General features: G+C 49.9%; 14 protein-coding genes. 8 read left to right on the top strand and 6 right to left on the bottom strand.

Annotation, left to right across the window (positions count from 1 at the left end; genetic code table 11):
• The first annotated feature begins 64 nt into the window (after window positions 1-64).
• The 6 genes from J9253_RS16175 (at window position 65) to J9253_RS16150 (ending at window position 7300) form a co-directional block, all read left to right on the top strand.
• Window positions 65-2257 carry a type I restriction-modification system subunit M gene (locus J9253_RS16175; protein ID WP_210221930.1) on the top strand — a complete coding sequence of 731 codons (2193 nt, stop codon included), beginning with the start codon at window positions 65-67 and terminating at the stop codon, window positions 2255-2257.
• Window positions 2258-2390: 133 nt separating this feature from the next.
• Window positions 2391-3407 (top strand): Abi family protein, encoded by a 1017-nt coding sequence (locus J9253_RS16170; protein WP_210221929.1) that lies wholly within the window; start codon window positions 2391-2393, stop codon window positions 3405-3407.
• A complete protein-coding gene (locus tag J9253_RS16165; RefSeq protein ID WP_210221928.1) occupies window positions 3400-4707 on the top strand; it encodes a restriction endonuclease subunit S in 1308 nt (435 codons plus the stop codon). The genes J9253_RS16170 and J9253_RS16165 overlap by 8 nt, the downstream gene beginning before the upstream one ends.
• A gap of 55 nt (window positions 4708-4762) precedes the next feature.
• Window positions 4763-5014 carry a UPF0175 family protein gene (locus J9253_RS16160; protein WP_202715352.1) on the top strand — a complete coding sequence of 84 codons (252 nt, stop codon included), beginning with the start codon at window positions 4763-4765 and terminating at the stop codon, window positions 5012-5014.
• On the top strand, window positions 5007-5513 hold the full coding sequence (locus J9253_RS16155) for a DUF3368 domain-containing protein (RefSeq protein WP_210221927.1): 507 nt from the start codon (window positions 5007-5009) through the stop codon (window positions 5511-5513). The genes J9253_RS16160 and J9253_RS16155 overlap by 8 nt, the downstream gene beginning before the upstream one ends.
• A 746-nt stretch (window positions 5514-6259) precedes the next feature.
• On the top strand, window positions 6260-7300 hold the full coding sequence (locus J9253_RS16150) for a PDDEXK nuclease domain-containing protein (RefSeq protein ID WP_210221926.1): 1041 nt from the start codon (window positions 6260-6262) through the stop codon (window positions 7298-7300).
• A gap of 27 nt (window positions 7301-7327) precedes the next feature.
• Here J9253_RS16150 and J9253_RS16145 read toward each other — a convergent pair whose 3' ends face one another.
• Entirely contained in the window at window positions 7328-7564 is a 237-nt protein-coding gene (locus tag J9253_RS16145; RefSeq protein WP_093065262.1) for a YlcI/YnfO family protein, read from the bottom strand.
• A 169-nt stretch (window positions 7565-7733) separates the two neighbouring features.
• Between J9253_RS16145 and J9253_RS16140 the strand changes: the two genes are divergently transcribed.
• Window positions 7734-10937, top strand: coding sequence for a type I restriction endonuclease subunit R (locus J9253_RS16140; RefSeq protein ID WP_210221925.1), 3204 nt, complete (start codon window positions 7734-7736; stop codon window positions 10935-10937).
• Between the two features lie 9 nt (window positions 10938-10946).
• On the opposite strand, the gene J9253_RS16135 is transcribed toward J9253_RS16140, so the two are convergent.
• The 5 genes from J9253_RS16135 to rpmH are packed head-to-tail and all read right to left on the bottom strand — an operon-like array spanning window position 10947 to window position 15096.
• Window positions 10947-11480: a ProQ/FINO family protein gene (locus tag J9253_RS16135; RefSeq protein WP_210221924.1), complete on the bottom strand. Its 534-nt coding sequence runs from the start codon at window positions 11478-11480 to the stop codon at window positions 10947-10949.
• A 24-nt stretch (window positions 11481-11504) separates the two neighbouring features.
• A complete protein-coding gene (gene mnmE, locus J9253_RS16130; RefSeq protein ID WP_210221923.1) occupies window positions 11505-12845 on the bottom strand; it encodes a tRNA uridine-5-carboxymethylaminomethyl(34) synthesis GTPase MnmE in 1341 nt (446 codons plus the stop codon).
• A gap of 13 nt (window positions 12846-12858) precedes the next feature.
• A complete protein-coding gene (gene yidC / locus J9253_RS16125; protein ID WP_210221922.1) occupies window positions 12859-14523 on the bottom strand; it encodes a membrane protein insertase YidC in 1665 nt (554 codons plus the stop codon).
• A gap of 26 nt (window positions 14524-14549) precedes the next feature.
• Entirely contained in the window at window positions 14550-14954 is a 405-nt protein-coding gene (gene rnpA, locus J9253_RS16120) for a ribonuclease P protein component (RefSeq protein WP_228291405.1), read from the bottom strand.
• 7 nt (window positions 14955-14961) lie between these two features.
• Window positions 14962-15096, bottom strand: coding sequence for a 50S ribosomal protein L34 (gene rpmH / locus J9253_RS16115; RefSeq protein ID WP_028488473.1), 135 nt, complete (start codon window positions 15094-15096; stop codon window positions 14962-14964).
• A gap of 235 nt (window positions 15097-15331) precedes the next feature.
• Between rpmH and dnaA the strand changes: the two genes are divergently transcribed.
• Window positions 15332-16753, top strand: coding sequence for a chromosomal replication initiator protein DnaA (dnaA, locus tag J9253_RS16110; RefSeq protein ID WP_210221921.1), 1422 nt, complete (start codon window positions 15332-15334; stop codon window positions 16751-16753).
• Window positions 16754-16792 lie beyond the last annotated feature (39 nt).

Genomic DNA, 16792 nt, shown 5'->3' with positions numbered 1-16792 from the left:
AAATGTTATTCCCGACCTTGTGTTAAGCTAGTGCGTTTCTGTTAACCAAGACGTTTGTGCTGCTATGTCTGACAACCAAAACCCCAATGCTGAATTCATTTGGTCAGTCGCTGACCTGTTACGCGGTGATTTCAAACGGTCGCAATACGGGCGCATTATCCTGCCCTTCACCTTGTTGCGGCGCATGGAATGTGTGCTTGCCTCCACCAAACAAGCGGTGTTGGACTTGCATCAGGCAATGGGAGAAAACGCGCTAGAAATATTGTTGCTTACCGCAGCCAAGCAAGCGTTTTACAACACTTCCAGCATGACGCTTGGCAAACTGGGGGAACGCGGCACACTCGACAATCTGAACCACTACCTCAAAAGTTTTTCAGCAAACGCCTACCAGATTTTCGACTATTTCAATTTTGCCGAATTTGCCGCGCAACTGAACGATGCCGACCTGTTGTATCAGGTGGTGAACAAATTCCGGGAGATGGATTTAAGCCCCCAAACACTTTCCAACCACGACATGGGCTTGATGTTTGAGGAACTGATCCGGCGGTTTGCGGAATCATCCAATGAAACGGCAGGGGAACACTTCACCCCGCGTGACATTGTGCGTCTGACCACTGCCTTGGTCATTATGGAAGATGACAAGGTAAACGGGCAAAGCAAAGGCATTATCCGCACCATTTACGACCCGACAGCGGGGACAGGCGGCTTCCTTTCCAGCAGTTCAGAATACATCCACAGCATTCATCCCACCGCATCCATCAAGGTGTATGGGCAGGAACTCAACCCCGAATCCTACGCCATCTGCAAAGGCGATATGCTGATCAAGGGGCAGGAGATTGAAAACCTCAAATTGGGTAATACGCTCTCCAATGACCAGCTCCCCAACCAAAAGTTTGATTACATGCTATCCAACCCGCCGTTTGGAGTGGATTGGAAAAAAGTCGAAAAAGTCATCAAGGACGAACACGAACTCAAAGGCATGATGGGGCGGTTTGGGGCTGGCTTGCCGCGTGTCTCCGATGGTTCGTTACTGTTTTTGATGCACTTGCTATCCAAAATGCACAGTGCTGAGGATAACCCGTCACGGATTGGCATTATCCTCAACGGTTCACCGCTGTTCACGGGGGGGGCGGGTTCGGGTGAAAGTGAAATCCGTCGCTATGTGCTGGAAAACGATTTACTGGAAGGCATTATCGCCCTGCCTAACGATATGTTTTACAACACCGGCATTGCCACTTACATCTGGATACTCAGTAACCACAAAATCGCTGAACGCAAAGATAAAGTGCTATTGGTGGATGCCACCAATGATTACAACAAGATGCGCAAATCCTTGGGTAACAAGCGCAATGTGTTGAGCGAAGAACAGATAAACACCCTAGTGCGGCTGTATGATGCGTTCACCCCCAGCGCAAAAGCCAAAATCTTTGCCACCACCGCGTTTGGCTATCGGCGCATCACGGTCGAACGCCCGTTGCGGCTATCGGCACAATTCACCGCTGAAAAAATCACAAGTCTGCGTTATTTACCCTCCATCCGTGAACACATGGAAGCCTTGTACGCCAAGCTCGGCGAAAATCTGTATGAAGCTTTTGATGAATGTGAAGAAACCATCCAGCACTATATCGACAAACACCGTAATGACCTGAAGGGCGGGCAAGTCCGTGACCTACAAGCAGCGGATACATGGAGCAAGCAACTGGCATTACTGGGCAAAGCCCAACAACTGCAACAAACGCTGGGGGAAACCCAATACGACGATTTCAACGCCTTTGATGCTTTACTGAAAAAGACCTGTAAAAAGAGCGACATCAAGCTGGATGCGTGGGAACGTAAGCAATTGTTGGACGCGATTACGTGGAAAAATCCAGCCGCTGAAAAGGTCATCAAAAAGCTGTACGAAGAAATGGAAACATCCGAGTTATACGGCTTCTACGACTACATCGGCAAGTCAGGGTATAACTTTGTCGAGTACGAAGCCGATAGCGATTTGCGCGACTACGAAAACGTCCCCTTGTGCGAAGACATCGAAACCTATTTCCAGCGTGAAGTGTTGCCACACGTACCGGAAGCGTGGATCGACAGCACCAAACGCGATACCAAGGACAAGCAAATCGGCATTATCGGCTATGAAATCCCCTTCAACCGCCACTTTTACCAGTACAGCCCACCGCGTGCGCTGGAAGCGATTGATGCTGATTTAGCCACAGTGAGCGACGAAATCATGGCGATGCTAAAGGAGATAGGGGCGAAATAATGGCATTGACGAATATAATCCTAACCTCTATGATTGGGCGTAATACACCCGCCATGCCTCTACACTCCGGTGCAAGCACAAATCGAGCGGGTTTTTTTATGCCTGAAAGTTATGCCAACCTTCAGGTATCTTAATGAAAACATTCAATAAACCTGCACTGCCTGTAGCAAATCAACTAGCTTTGTTGCGTGAGCGTGGCTTAACTATTCGGAATGAAGTCAGAGCTGAACGCTACCTCGAAGTCATCAGTTCTTTCCGTCTTTCCCCCTACATGCGCCCGTTTCAGGATGCAAATTGCGAAAATCACACTTTTCATCCGGGAAGTGAATTCAAGCAAATCGTCGACCTGTATGCTTTCGACAGAGAGCTACGCCTATTTGTCATGGATGCTATCGAACGGGTTGAGGTAGCGACACGTGCAGCCATCAACAACCACATGGCAGTTCAATATGGGGCACACTGGTTTATGAATGAATGTAACTTCGGTCAATATTACAGGCATGACTTACTTATTGATGAAATACAAAGAAAAATTGATGATGAAAAAGAGAATCTAAATCGTGACATTATTGCTATCGAAAGAAAAACCACAAATGAAACTCTCAGGCAGCAACAGATTGAAAATCGTACCCGTGACAATTATTTTCGTTTTTACGCACATTGTTACGATTCTCCGGCTTTACCACCAGGATGGGCAATAGTAGAAATATTAAGCCTTGGTGCATTATCAAGGTTATTTCGTGGGCTTGCCAAAGACAATGACCGCAAAGAAATAGCTAAACAGTTTGATATTCCTCATGAAATTTTGCAATCATGGCTACATACACTTACATTTGTCCGTAATCTTTGCGCTCATCATTCAAGACTTTGGAATAGAGAAATATCCATTCTCCCAAGATTACCAAGAACTCCAAATTGGCAACTACCACCGCGCCTTGTGCCTTCTCAAGTGCAACCTATGCGACGTGTATACGTTGTGCTGTTAATACTCAGTCACCTGATGGAGCAAGTAAGCCCTGATAGTGAATGGCGGATACGTTTTCGCAAATTGCTGAAAGACCACCCTGAAACCAACCTAACCATGATGGGTTTCCCCTCCAATTGGGAACAGCATCCCCTATGGAAAATAGCAGGTTCATCCCATGCCTAACTACCGCCCCTATCCCGACTACCAACCCTCCGGCATCGACTGGCTCGGCAACATCCCCCAGCACTGGCAAGTTAAGCGTGTTAAAGATATTGCAGAAATAGTAAACGGCTATCCATTTGACTCGGAAAAATTTGATACCGACAATGGCATACCTCTTATTCGTATAAGGAATATCTTTGGCGAAAACATTGATTTATTTTGGAATCAAAAAGCAATCCCCGATGCGGAAATTAAAAATGATGACATTTTAATCGGAATGGACGGTGATTTTAATGTTGCATGGTGGAATCGTGGTTATGCCATGTTAAATCAGCGAATTTGTGCAATCAGAACAAATACTCATGCAAATCAAAAACTCTTGTTTTATTTTTTACCGTTACAACTAAAAAGAATTAATGACCTTACTTATTCAACAACTGTTAAACATTTATCTTCAATAGATGTTGGGAAAATTCGCATTGCTCTCCCTGATGCAAATGAACAACAGCAAATCGCCGCTTTCCTCGACCGCGAAACCGCCAAAATCGACCAACTGATTGCCAAGCAACAGCAGCTTATCGAATTGCTCAAGGAAAAACGCCAAGCCGTCATCAGCCATGCCGTCACCAAGGGGCTTAATCCTGATGTGAAGATGCAGCCATCCGGCGTAGAGTGGCTGGGGGATGTGCCGGAGCATTGGGATATTCGATCTGTATCGAGGCTATCAAGTAAGATAACTAATGGCTACGTTGGGCCAACAAGAGATATTCTTGTCTCAACAGGTGTTCCCTATGTACAAGCCACTCATATAAAAAATGGAAAAGTAAATTTTGATGATGCTTACTTTGTAAGAGAAGCATGGAGCAATTCTCATGCAAAATCAATTTTGAAAGAAGGCGATGTACTGATTGTTCAGACTGGAGCTGGAACAGGCGATGTAGGAATCGTAACAAAAGATGAAGAAGGTTTTAATTGTCATGCTTTAATTATTCTCCAACCTATTAACGAAGTAATTTCAGGGGAGTTTCTATCTACATCCCTCCAATCTCAGTACGGATACTCTGTTTTATATTCAATTCGTACAGGGGGTATGCATCCTCATCTGAATTGTGGTGAAGTTCAATATGTAAAATTGCCCATCCCAAGCAGGGTAGAGCAAGATGCAATTATTCAATACTTACGAACACAGAATGAGAAGTTTGATGTGCTGATGGAAAAGGCGCAGCGGCAGATTGGGTTGTTGCGGGAGCGGCGGGCGGCGCTGATTTCGGCGGCGGTGACGGGGAAGATTGATGTGCGGGAGGTGGCATTGCTTGCCTAGCCAGATATTGCCACCTACTATAACCCTTGAGCCAAACGTCTACGGAGTGATACCCATGCACGCTTTATCTATCCCCTACGCTGATGATCTGCTGATCACATCCGGCAAGCCAATCAAAGAGTTAGAGGAAGAATTACGCTTCCTGCTCGCACTCAAACTGTTTGAACTGCACCGCCTAACCTTGGGCAAAGCCGCCGAATTCTGCGGCATGGAAAAGCTGCGTTTCATGTTTGAAGTCGGACGGCTGAAAATCCCCGTCATGAATCTGGACGATGACCAAATTGCCGACGAGTTAAGCGATGACTAAAACAGCCATAGTCGCCGATAGCGGCCCCCTGATCGCATTAGCATTAATCGAGCAACTGGATGTGTTACGCCAGCTATACCCGCGAGTCTTGTTACCCCCCGCCGTGTGGCACGAAGTCACCGTAAAAGGCATGGGTATGCCCGGTGCGCAAGCCATCAGGCAGCTATCGTGGCTGGAAATCATCAAACCTGAACCACAAGTATTACAACCGTTATCCATTCTCGTTGATCCCGGCGAAGCGGAAGCCATTGCTTTAGCACAAACGGTAACAGGCAGCATTGTCCTGCTGGATGACTCACAAGCAAGACGGGTAGCCGAACGCTTCAACGTACCGCGCATTGGTACAGTGGGGATTTTGCGCCGCGCCAAAAAAGCAGGCTTACTGACGGCAATCAAGCCGTACATCCTGTATTTGCAGGCAAACAACATCTATATCAGCGATAAATTAGCAGAAGCGGTGTTGCGTGATGTGGGTGAGTGGGATGGTGATCTACACTGACTTCAGTGATAATCAGAAAAAATTTATGAGCAATAGGCGTTAGCATGAGCAATAACTGGATTGACCTTTACCCAACTGATGACAGGTGATTGATTTCTATAGTCATGAGGTGCTTGTGCCAGCAGGTAGTGTGTCTATCTACCTAAAACTAAAGGATTATGTTCCAGAAGCATTGAGCGGTAAAACTTTCACCCTAATGTTCGGACAGGGGCGTAACTCTATAGCCTATCAACGAATCCAACAAATACTGGATGAATACTTAGAGCAAAAAATTAGGCAACAGCAATGGGAAAATGTGAATATCTTCCGCCCAACATAAGGGAGGTCTGGCTAAATATCTGGCACGACAGGACAAAGGACGAAAAAATCATCCCAACGAAAACAATTGTCCAAACACTGTCTGGACAATCCTGCAAACGCAGGATGATGTCGTAGAGATCAATAACATGATTGATTTTTTTCGCTTAATCACCTACTTTCCTCGTAGGCGAGGAGATGAAAGGCGGCTTCATGCCGTGTGAGAACTAAGCTACGGATTACAGATCCTATACCTCCAGCTTATTTTTAAGATGTCGGGCTGAAGCCCGACCTACAATGCCCGTTTCCCGCACCTTCCCGTAGGTCGGACTTTAGTCCGACAATCCCCTGATGGAAAAGGCGCAGCGGCAGATTGGGTTGTTGCGGGAGCGGCGGGCGGCGCTGATTTCGGCGACGGTGACGGGGAAGATTGATGTGCGGGAGGTGGCATGAATAAGGATATAATTAACCCGACTCTGACGGGCGACATCAAAGCACTCATCCAGAATGCCAAGCAACAAGCAGCCATCGCCATCAATGCCGAACTAACGTTGCTGTATTGGCAAGTCGGCAAACGTATCGCGGATGAAATCCTCAAGGGTCAACGTGGCGAATACGGTCAACAAATTATTGCTACGCTGGCACAACAGCTATCCACTGAATTCGGGCGCGGCTGGTCAAAGCGCAATTTGGCGAATATGGTGCGGTTCGTCGAGTGTTTTCCTGATACCAAGATTTTGCACGCACTGCGTACCCAATTGAGTTGGACGCATTTCAGACAATTGCTTGCCATTGACGAGCCATTAAAGCGTGATTTTTACGTACAAATGACCATTACCAGCCGCTGGTCAACACGCACCTTGGCAGAACGCATCGACTCCCAGTTATACGAACGCACCGCCATTTCTAAAAAGCCTGAACAAACCATCACCAAAGAGCTGCAATACCTGCAAAGCCAAGGGCAAATCAGTCAGGACTTGCTGTTCAAAGACCCCTACCTGCTCGATTTCCTCGAACTCAACGACCACTATCTGGAAAAAGACCTAGAGGACGCTATCCTGCGTGATCTGGAACAGTTTCTGCTGGAGTTGGGTGCAGGTTTCACCTTCATCGCCCGCCAGAAACGCCTGCACATCGACAACGATGATTTCTACATCGACTTACTGTTTTACAATCGCAAACTGAAACGCCTGATTGTCATCGACCTGAAAATCGGTCAATTCAAACCAGAATACAAAGGTCAAATGGAATTGTACCTGCGCTGGCTTGCCCGTTACGAACAAGAACCGGGCGAACAACCACCCTTGGGGATTATCCTGTGCGCCGGAAAAAAGCAGGAGCAAATCGAATTGCTGGAACTGGATAGCAGCGGCATCCATGTCGCGGAATACATCACCACCTTGCCCCCCAAAGCCCTGCTGGAACAACGCCTGCATCTGGCGATTGAACGCGCAAAGCAACGCTTGCAAGCGCAGGATAATGAGATTTGAAGATGTCGCTACAAACGAGATTCGGCATTACAAACGGTCAAACGCCTCTGGCTCAACATCCGGCACAGCACGCATGACTTTAAGAAAATCTGCGCGTGAGGCTTGAGCCGCTTCTTGCGCCAAATAATTCTTGGTCAGCAAGGCAGACATCTTTTCAGCAGCAGCCGTCACCAAAAATTGATTGATGGAGACACCATCCGCCTTTGCCAGCTCTTTAATCTTCTCATGCAAGGATTGGGGTAAACGTAATGTCAGTGTAGTCATGATGTTTTACCTTTGGGTGATGGCTGATCGTTTTGCATATACAACCATTTGTAGCAATCTGGCAAGCATCTTATTGTCCAAACACTGCCTGGACAATTTAAAATCCAACTTACGAGAAGATAAAAAATGGTATATTCCTAGCCATTCCATCATGACGGCGGGCTATCTCATGAGCAACAGCGGCGAAAAAGCCTTTCAAAACGACATCCTGCAAGCCTTGCTTGCCAATGGCTGGAAACCCGGTAAATCCGCTGCTTATGACCGCGAACGCGCTTTATATCCCGAAGATTTGCTCGGTTTCGTGCAGGAATCCCAACCCGAACAATGGGCGAAATTCGTTAAACTCAACCCCAAAGACCCCGATACGGCTTTTCTGAATGCGGTTGAAAAGCAGCTCACCAAAGCCGCCCCCAACGCCACCCACAAGGATTTACGCCGCTACGGAACGCTGGGCGTATTACGCAATGAACTGAAACTCCCCGGTGCGCGTTTCCGCCTCTGCCAATTCATGCCCGACCACACGCTCAATGACACAACCCTCAACCGCTACCAACAAAACCGCCTGCGGGTGGTGGATGAACTGGTGTATTCGCCACACGGCTACAAGGGGCGGTTTGATTTCGGCTTGTTCATCAACGGCATTCCCGTTGCCACCATTGAAATGAAATCGGTCTTCAAGCAACCGCTCGACTATGCCTTACGCCAATACCAGCAAGACCGCCCACCGATTGACCCCAAAACCAAAAAGCCCGAACCCTTACTGACCTTCAAACGTGGCGCATTGGTGCATTTCGTGGTGCATCAATACGAAGTCAAAATGACCACGCGCTTGCAAGGCGCAAACACCTATTTCCTGCCCTTCAACCAAGGCACACAAGACGGTGGCGCAGGCAATGATGTGCCGGAAAACGGCGATTACACCACCGCCTATTTGTGGCAAGAAATTCTACTACCCGCTAACTTTCTCAAAATCATCGGGCGTTATCTGCACCTCAAAGTAGAAGATGCCGAAGATTGGCAAGGCCGCCGTTACACCAAAGAAAGCATGATTTTCCCGCGCTACCATCAGTGGAAAGTGGTGGAACGGCTAACCCATGAAGCACGAACCCACGGGGCGGGGCAGCGTTACCTTATTCAGCACAGTGCTGGTTCAGGCAAATCCAATTCCATTGCATGGGTAGCGCACCAACTGGCAACGCTGTACGACGCGAAGGGTGACAAGCAATTCCAATCGGTGATTGTGGTAACAGACCGCACCGTGCTGGATGACCAATTGCAAGACACCATTTATCAATTTGAACACGCGGAAGGCGTGGTCGGGCGCATCAACCGCAAAGAAGGGCAAGGCTCGAAATCGGCAAAACTCGCCGATGCGCTGGAAACAACCCAACCGATCATCATTGTCACCATCCAAACCTTCCCGTTTGTGCTGGATGAAATCCGCAGCCGCGCCACCCTCAAAACCCGCCGTTACGCCATCATTGCCGACGAAGCGCATTCCTCACAAACCCAAGGCACAGCACACAAATTGCGTGAAGTATTGCTCTCCGAAGCGCTAGAAGAAGACAATACCCTCTCCACAGAGGACGTAATGAACCTGTCATTGGAAGCACGCTACGGTATCGAAAATCTCAGTTACTTTGCCTTCACAGCCACACCGAAACCCAAAACACTGGAAATCTTTGGCACATGCCCCAAGCCGGATGAACCCGCTAGTGATGACAATAAGCCCGCAGCCTTCGACACCTACACCATGCGCCAAGCGATTGAAGAAGGCTTTATTCTCGATGTCCTCAAAAATTACACCAACTACGACAATGCGCAAAAACTGGCACATTTGCAGGCCAATGACCCCGACGAAGTAGACAAAAAGCAGGCGATGAAAGAAGGGCGCGAATGGGTCAACCTGCACCCCACTAATATCACGCAAAAGGTTAAAGTGATCGTCGAACACTTCAAAACTAATGTCATGCACTTACTGGACGGGCAAGCCAAAGCCATGCTTGTCACCAGTTCGCGCAAAAGTGCGGTGCGTTTCAAACTGGCCTTTGACCGCTACGTGCAAGCCAAAGGCTACGACAAATTACATGCAATGGTGGCGTTTTCCGGCGAAGTCAACGACCCTCCAAGCGGCGACCAAGCCTTTACCGAAATCAATATGAACCCGTTACTGCGCGGGCGTGATATGCGTGAAGCCTTCGACAAAGCGGATTATCAGGTGATGATTGTCGCCAACAAATTCCAGACAGGGTTTGACCAACCTAAACTGTGCGCCATGTATGTGGATAAAAAACTCGGTGACATTGACTGTGTGCAAACCCTATCGCGCCTCAACCGCACATACCCCGGCAAACGCGCCGAAAATGTCTACGTGCTGGATTTTGTGAATGACCCGGAAGACATCCTCACGGCTTTCCGCCAATACTACAAAACCGCAGAATTGGCAGGCGTTTCTGACCCCAAAGTAGTGACCGAACTCTTCAGCAAATTGCGCCATGACAACAGCCTGATTCGCTGGAGTGAAGTGGAAACCTTCGTCGTCGCGTGGTGTGACAGAACCGAAAAAGGCTCAAAGAAACTCAGCAATGCCTGTAAACCGGCGGTTGAGCGTTGGTTAGCGCAATACCGTTCTGCCCGTGCTGCCCAAAAAGAGGCTGAAAACATTCTGAAACACGCCAAAGCCAGTGGCAACAGCATCCTGATTGGCAATGCCGAACGTAGCGTCAAACAGTGCCGACTGGAAACCAGCCACCTCGAAAACTTCAAAAGCAATCTGGGGAAATACGTGCGGGCGTATGAATTCCTGTCGCAAATCATCGACTACGACGATATGGAACTGGAAAAATTCATGTTGTATGCCCGCCATTTACAAAACCTGCTAACGCTGGACAATGCCGACCGCGAAGTGATTGACTGGACAGACGTAGCCATGAGTCATTACCGCTTGTCCGAGATCAGCCGCCAACACCTGAATCTAGCCAGCGAAGGTCAAGGCGATTATGACGTGAAGTTGCGCCCTATGACGGAATCCGGTTCGGCGGGTGTACGTGACAAAGAAACCGAATTACTCACCGAAACCGTCGAACGCTTGAACCTGATGTTTGGTGCGGGCAAATTGAGTGATAAAGATTTGCTGAACTATGCCAATGCCATTAAGGATAAGTTGCTTGAAAATGAGCGCATTATGGATCAGGTGCGCAACAACCCAGCGGATCGGGTGATGTTGGGCGATTTCCCCAAAGCCGTGGATGCTGCGGTGATTGATGCGGGCAACGTGCATCAGGAAATGATGATGACCTATTTGAAAAACCCGGCGACACGCGAACAATTTATGCGGTTTTTGTTGGATCAGTTTCCACCGCCAACGCCATAGAACATAATTTTATGGAAAAAGCGTTGCAAGTCTCTGCCCTGCATAATCACGTTCTGCCGCCGTAATCGCTTCAGCTTCCTGTCCATCCAGTCCGTAACGCATCCCGCCCGCTGCCACCGCTTGCAAATAGTCACGTCGGTGCGTATGGGCATACAGCAAGCGTTGCACCACCCGTTTGGATGCACTCAAGTGATGGTCGGCAATGTAGCGGAATACCTGCTTTTCGATCCCCAACGCCAACGGTTGACGCTGAAGCCACACCGCAAACCCATTCAGCGAATCATTCAATTCACGCGCCCGTAATTCGCTAGGCGGCGTAACCAACTTTCTAACTGGCTTGCGCGGTGGCTTTTTGGCTTTGCTGGGTTTCGGCTTGGGTGGTTTAGGTTTCGCGGGTGCAGCTTGGGGCAATTGGTCACGGGTAATGATGCGTTTTCCCGTGCGTTTAATGCCCGTAGGCGCTTTGCCATCCTGTTCTACCGCCGTAGGGCTGACAGGTTTGCACGTAATAGACAGCGTTTTACGGGGCTTTTCGTCGGTCATGGTTGATTCTCGCCATCCGCTGGATTACTTGCCGATACAAAACGAACTGAATATCTCGCCTAACAAATCATCTGGGGTGAACCTGCCGGTAATCTGCCCCAGCGTATCCTGCGCCTGACGCAACTCTTCCGCCATCAGTTCCCCCGCGTTGAATTCGCGTAGCTGGTATTCAGCCCGTTCTACAGCCGCCTGGGTTTCGGCCAATGCCTGCAAATGGCGGCGGCGGGCGATGAAGGTATCTTCCGCTTCGCCCTGATAGCCCATGCGGGTTTTGAGTTCTGCCCGCAGCTCCTCAATACCTAAAGATTGTTTAGCAGAAATGTAAAGGTGTTCGCCTTGTTTGCCGGGTTGCTTGCCACTCAAATCCACCTTGTTATGCACAGTAATACGCGGCAGGTGAGGCGGTAAACGCGCCAGAATCGCCGCATTCTCCGGTTCATCATGGCTAGTGTCATCGACCAGCAGCAGGATCAAATCGGCCTTGGCAATTTCAGCCCAAGCACGTTCGATGCCGATCTTTTCCACCGGGTCGTCGCTGTCGCGCAAACCGGCAGTATCAACAATGTGCAACGGCATTCCGTCGAGGTTAATGCGTTCGCGCAGCACATCACGGGTGGTTCCGGCGATTTCGGTAACAATCGCGGTTTCTTGCCCCGCCAGTGCGTTCAGCAGGCTGGACTTGCCTGCATTCGGCCTGCCCACGATCACCAAATGCATCCCGTCACGCAGCAAGCTGCCTTGGCGGGCTTTCAGGAAAATCGTGTGTAATTGCTGTTTGATCGTTTCCAGACGATTGGTGACAGCCGCATCGGCCAGAAAGTCGATTTCCTCATCGGGAAAATCCAGCGCCGCTTCCACGTACACCCGCAGCTCAATCAGGCCAGTCAGCAGGGTATTCACCGCCGTGGAAAACTCGCCTTGCAGGGAACGCAGCGCCGAGCGTGCCGCCTGTTCCGACCCCGAATCAATCAGGTCAGCAATGGCTTCCGCCTGTGCCAAATCCAGCTTGTCGTTGAGGAAGGCGCGTTCGGAAAATTCGCCGGGTCGCGCCAGCCTTACCCCTAGTTCCAGACAGCGCTTGAGCAACATATCGAGCACGACCGTACCGCCGTGGCCTTGCAGTTCCAGCACGTCTTCGCCAGTAAAGGAATGGGGGGCGGGGAAATACAGCGCGATACCATCATCCAGCGGCGTACCATCGGCAGCCTTGAACAAACGGTGCACCGCCTGACGTGGGGCAGGGAGAGAACCTAGCATAGCAGTGGCAAGCGCCGGAACGAGCTGGCCGGAGATGCGGATAATCCCAACCCCACCGCGCCCCGGCGGCGTGGCTACGGCAGCGATGGTGTCAGGATTATTCCACATGCAACCTTACCTCTTAAGCATGTCCCACGATTTTCTTGTTGATGTACCATTGCTGAGCCATCGACAGAATATTGTTCACTACCCAGTACAGTACCAGACCGGCCGGGAAGAACAGGAACATCACCGTGAAAATAACCGGCATGAACTGGAAGATTTTCTGCTGCATTGGGTCAACCTGTGGCGGGTTGAGCTTCTGTTGAAAATACATGGAAGCGCCCATGATCAGTGGCAGCACATACCACGGATCCATCAGCGACAAATCCTTGTACCACAATATCCACGGCGCTTGCCGTAGTTCCACACTGCCTTGCAATACCCAATACAGCCCCATGAATACCGGAATCTGGATAATCATCGGCAAACAACCACCCAATGGGTTGATCTTTTCCTTGCGGTAGATCTCCATCATCGCTTTTTGCTTGCCTTGTGGGTCATCCACAAAACGCTCATTCAGCTCTTTCAGCTTGGGGGAAACCGCCTTCATTTTCGCCATCGACTTATAACTGACAGCAGAAGGCCAGAAGAACAACGCCTTGATGATGATGGTCAAGAAAATGATCGTCCAACCCCAGTTGCCAACGACATTATGGATCACTTGCATCAACCAAAAAATCGGCTTGGAAATGAATGCAAAAATGCCGTAATCCACTGTCAGATCAAGCCCCGGCGCGATACTGGACAACATATCCTGATCTTTCGGACCAACGTAGAAACTACTTTTGAAGCTATCGCTTGCACCCGGTGCAATTTGTTTAGCCGCACTGCGCATTCCCAGCACATAGCCTTTCACACCCTGATTATTGGTGATCATGCTGTAGTACTGATCATTCTGGCCTTTGGGCGGAACCCATGCGCTGATGAAGTAATGTTCCACCATGGCGACCCACCCACCCGTAACATCGCCACTAGCCGGTGTTTCTGCCATGTCAGAAAAAGACAGTTTGGAAAACTTGCCATCATGGTAGTAAGCACCGCCCACATAAGCCTGAACGCCACTCAGCATTCCACCTGCGTGTGCAGACTCGCCGTGTTTAAGCTGATTGTATTCAGTGCCACTCCAGATACTGGTGGAGTTGTTTTTGACTTCGTGTTCGACATTGACCAGAAAACTGCCGCGCTTAAAGGTAAAGCGCTTGGTCACGGTCACACCGTTCGCACCTTGCCAAACCAGGGGTACAACCAGCTCATCCTGACCACTCGCCAAGGTATATTCCGTTTGTGCTGCGCCATACATCGCCAGATGGTCAGGAGCGAGTGTCTTAGCATCCACTCCTTCTACGGTTAGATGCTGCAAACCCGATTGCGCCACGTAGTTACGCCCGTTTAAATCCAGCACCTTGACGGGCTTATCAGGGGTATCGAGGCTTACCGGGTAGGTCGGCAAATCGGTTTCCAGAATTTCGCCACCACGGGTGTTGATTTTCAGCACCAGCGTATCGGTACGCACAGTCACCGTTTGACCAACAATACCATTAGCAGCCAGTGGAGCAGCTTGTCCAGGCAGCGCAGTAGGCATACCTTGTGCTGGAACCTCTTGCCCAGCGCTATTGACCATTGCTGGCGCACTACTGGCAGCAGATACAGGGGGTTTGGGGGCATGATCCTGTTGCCACGTTGTCCAAATCAAGAACAGCATGAATAACAGGGTGAGATACAAGAAAGGACGTTGCGAATCCATGGGTAATGCAATCCGGTTATTGACGGTTAGGGTAGGGCAGTCTCATTGGGTTTGCCCAGATCGGCAGAGTATAGCTTGTGCAGGCGTAACCATAAACCTTCCAGTTGCTGGAAAAGTTCAGCGTTACTCATCGTCAGAACATCAGAACGGCACATCAGTACCAAATCCACCGCCGGTAGGGTCGCTTGATGGTGACGGAAACTTTCCCGCACCAACCGCCGAATACGATTACGTTCGTGGGCACGCCGTAAAGCTTTTTTAGCAATCGCCATCCCTAAACGCGGAAAGCCGACCGTGTTGGCGGCGGCTCTAGCATTCAGACCATTGGCGTGCAGACGTTTACCTTGCTGAAAAACCCGCTGGAATTCAACCCCACGGGTCAGGCGAACACAGCGCGGGAAACTTTCAGCAATTGGTGAACCTGCATCCAAAATAATCTTAAGGAATCAGGCGTGCGCGGCCTTTAGCACGGCGGGCACTCAGGATCTTGCGACCATCTGCGGTAGCCATACGGGCACGGAAACCGTGGGTACGGGCGCGGTGGATTTTGCTCGGTTGAAAGGTTCTTTTCATGACAAGTCACCAGTTAATTCATTTAAGTCAAGCACTGACTGTTCCTCAAAAACTTTACAGGTTTACGGACAGCCAAAAAGGTGAGGCACATTAAGGGATTGCGCCCGTTTTGTCAACACTGCAATCAACAGATGTGCATAGCTTGTGCTTGTGGATAACTCGTCGGCACGTCTATAATTAACGGTTCCAACACCGCACCCTCTACCTGTTTCAACCACCTTGGAACCGCTTTCTTATGCTTTGGCAACAATGTTTACAGCAACTCGAACAGGAAGTCCCTGACAGTGAAATCAACACTTGGCTACGTGCCTTGCACGCGGTTGAAAAGCGCCAAGCACTTTACCTGCTAGCTCCCAACACCATCGTTTTGCAACAAGTCCATGAGCAGTATTTGCCTCGCATCCTGTTCCATTCACGCATCCTGACAGGCGACAATGAATTTGATGTGATGTTACAGATTGGCTCTTCTATCCCAACTGCACCGCCCCCCCTACTCAGCACGCCAGTACAACAGACAACGTACACCAAGCAGCCAACTTATCCACAGATCAACAAACCCGCCCCTGCACACAATGGCTGGAATCACTCATCCCAACCAGCGACGTTGACGCCCGCGCCCGTCAGCGAGCGTTTTGCCAATGCGCTGAACCCACGCATGACCTTTGCCAATTTCGTGGAAGGTAAATCCAACCAACTGGCCTGTGCCACCTCGCAACAGGTTGGTGACCAACCGGACACCAGTTACAACCCCCTGTTTATCTACGGCGGGGTAGGCTTGGGCAAAACCCACCTGATGCACGCCATCGGCAACCGCATCCTCGAACGCGAACCGGGTGCACGGGTGATTTATGTGTACGCAGAACGTTTCGTCAACGACATGATTTCCGCGATCCGCAATTCGCGCATGGAAGAGTTCAAGCAACACTACCGTCACCTGGATGCCCTGCTGATCGACGATATCCAGTTTTTTGCAGGCAAAGACCGCTCGATGGAAGAATTTTTCCATACTTTCAATGCCCTGTTGGAAGGCCAGAAACGCATCATCCTCGCCAGTGACAAATTCCCGCGTGATCTCGAAGGCATTGAAGATCGCCTTAAAACCCGTTTCAACTGGGGCTTGACCGTCCAGATCGAATCCCCCGACCTGGAAACACGCGTCGCCATCCTGCGTAAAAAGGCTGAGGATGCCGGGTTACGCTTGCCCAACGACGTGAGCTTTTTCATTGGCAAACGCTTCCATTCCAACATCCGCGATCTGGAGGGTGCTTTACAACGGGTCATCGCCAGTATGCGCCTCAAGTGCGTCACCAGCGTAACCATGGATTTCGTACAAAACGCCCTGCGTGACCAGTTAGCGAGCCAAGACAAAATGGTCTCAATGGGCAACATCAAGAAGATCGTATCGCAATACTACAATATACGAGTGACAGACATGGATTCCAAAAGCCGTACCCGCTCACTGGCACGTCCGCGCCAGATAGCCATGGCGTTATCCAAGGAACTGACTAACCACAGCCTGCCTGAAATTGGTGATGAATTTGGCGGGCGTGACCATACCACGGTGCTGCACGCTTGCCGTAAGGTAGTGGAACTGCGCGACTCTGATCCCAAGCTGGAAGAGGAATACCGTATCCTGTTTCGGACGTTAACAAGCTGAGGATAACTACCCGGATAACCCTGTGAGCAACCTGTGGAT

Source organism: Thiothrix litoralis, from assembly GCF_017901135.1.
GTDB lineage: Bacteria > Pseudomonadota > Gammaproteobacteria > Thiotrichales > Thiotrichaceae > Thiothrix > Thiothrix litoralis.
Note: the sequence above shows the minus strand (reverse complement) of the source record. Positions and strands in the feature narration are given on the sequence as shown.

Coding starts and splice junctions, on each gene's coding strand:
- J9253_RS16175 (WP_210221930.1), top strand. CDS start 65: ATGTCTGACAACCAAAACCCCAATGCTGAATTCATTTGGTCAGTCGCT.
- J9253_RS16170 (WP_210221929.1), top strand. CDS start 2,391: ATGAAAACATTCAATAAACCTGCACTGCCTGTAGCAAATCAACTAGCT.
- J9253_RS16165 (WP_210221928.1), top strand. CDS start 3,400: ATGCCTAACTACCGCCCCTATCCCGACTACCAACCCTCCGGCATCGAC.
- J9253_RS16160 (WP_202715352.1), top strand. CDS start 4,763: ATGCACGCTTTATCTATCCCCTACGCTGATGATCTGCTGATCACATCC.
- J9253_RS16155 (WP_210221927.1), top strand. CDS start 5,007: ATGACTAAAACAGCCATAGTCGCCGATAGCGGCCCCCTGATCGCATTA.
- J9253_RS16150 (WP_210221926.1), top strand. CDS start 6,260: ATGAATAAGGATATAATTAACCCGACTCTGACGGGCGACATCAAAGCA.
- J9253_RS16145 (WP_093065262.1), bottom strand. CDS start 7,564: ATGACTACACTGACATTACGTTTACCCCAATCCTTGCATGAGAAGATT.
- J9253_RS16140 (WP_210221925.1), top strand. CDS start 7,734: ATGAGCAACAGCGGCGAAAAAGCCTTTCAAAACGACATCCTGCAAGCC.
- J9253_RS16135 (WP_210221924.1), bottom strand. CDS start 11,480: ATGACCGACGAAAAGCCCCGTAAAACGCTGTCTATTACGTGCAAACCT.
- mnmE (WP_210221923.1), bottom strand. CDS start 12,845: ATGTGGAATAATCCTGACACCATCGCTGCCGTAGCCACGCCGCCGGGG.
- yidC (WP_210221922.1), bottom strand. CDS start 14,523: ATGGATTCGCAACGTCCTTTCTTGTATCTCACCCTGTTATTCATGCTG.
- rpmH (WP_028488473.1), bottom strand. CDS start 15,096: ATGAAAAGAACCTTTCAACCGAGCAAAATCCACCGCGCCCGTACCCAC.
- dnaA (WP_210221921.1), top strand. CDS start 15,332: ATGCTTTGGCAACAATGTTTACAGCAACTCGAACAGGAAGTCCCTGAC.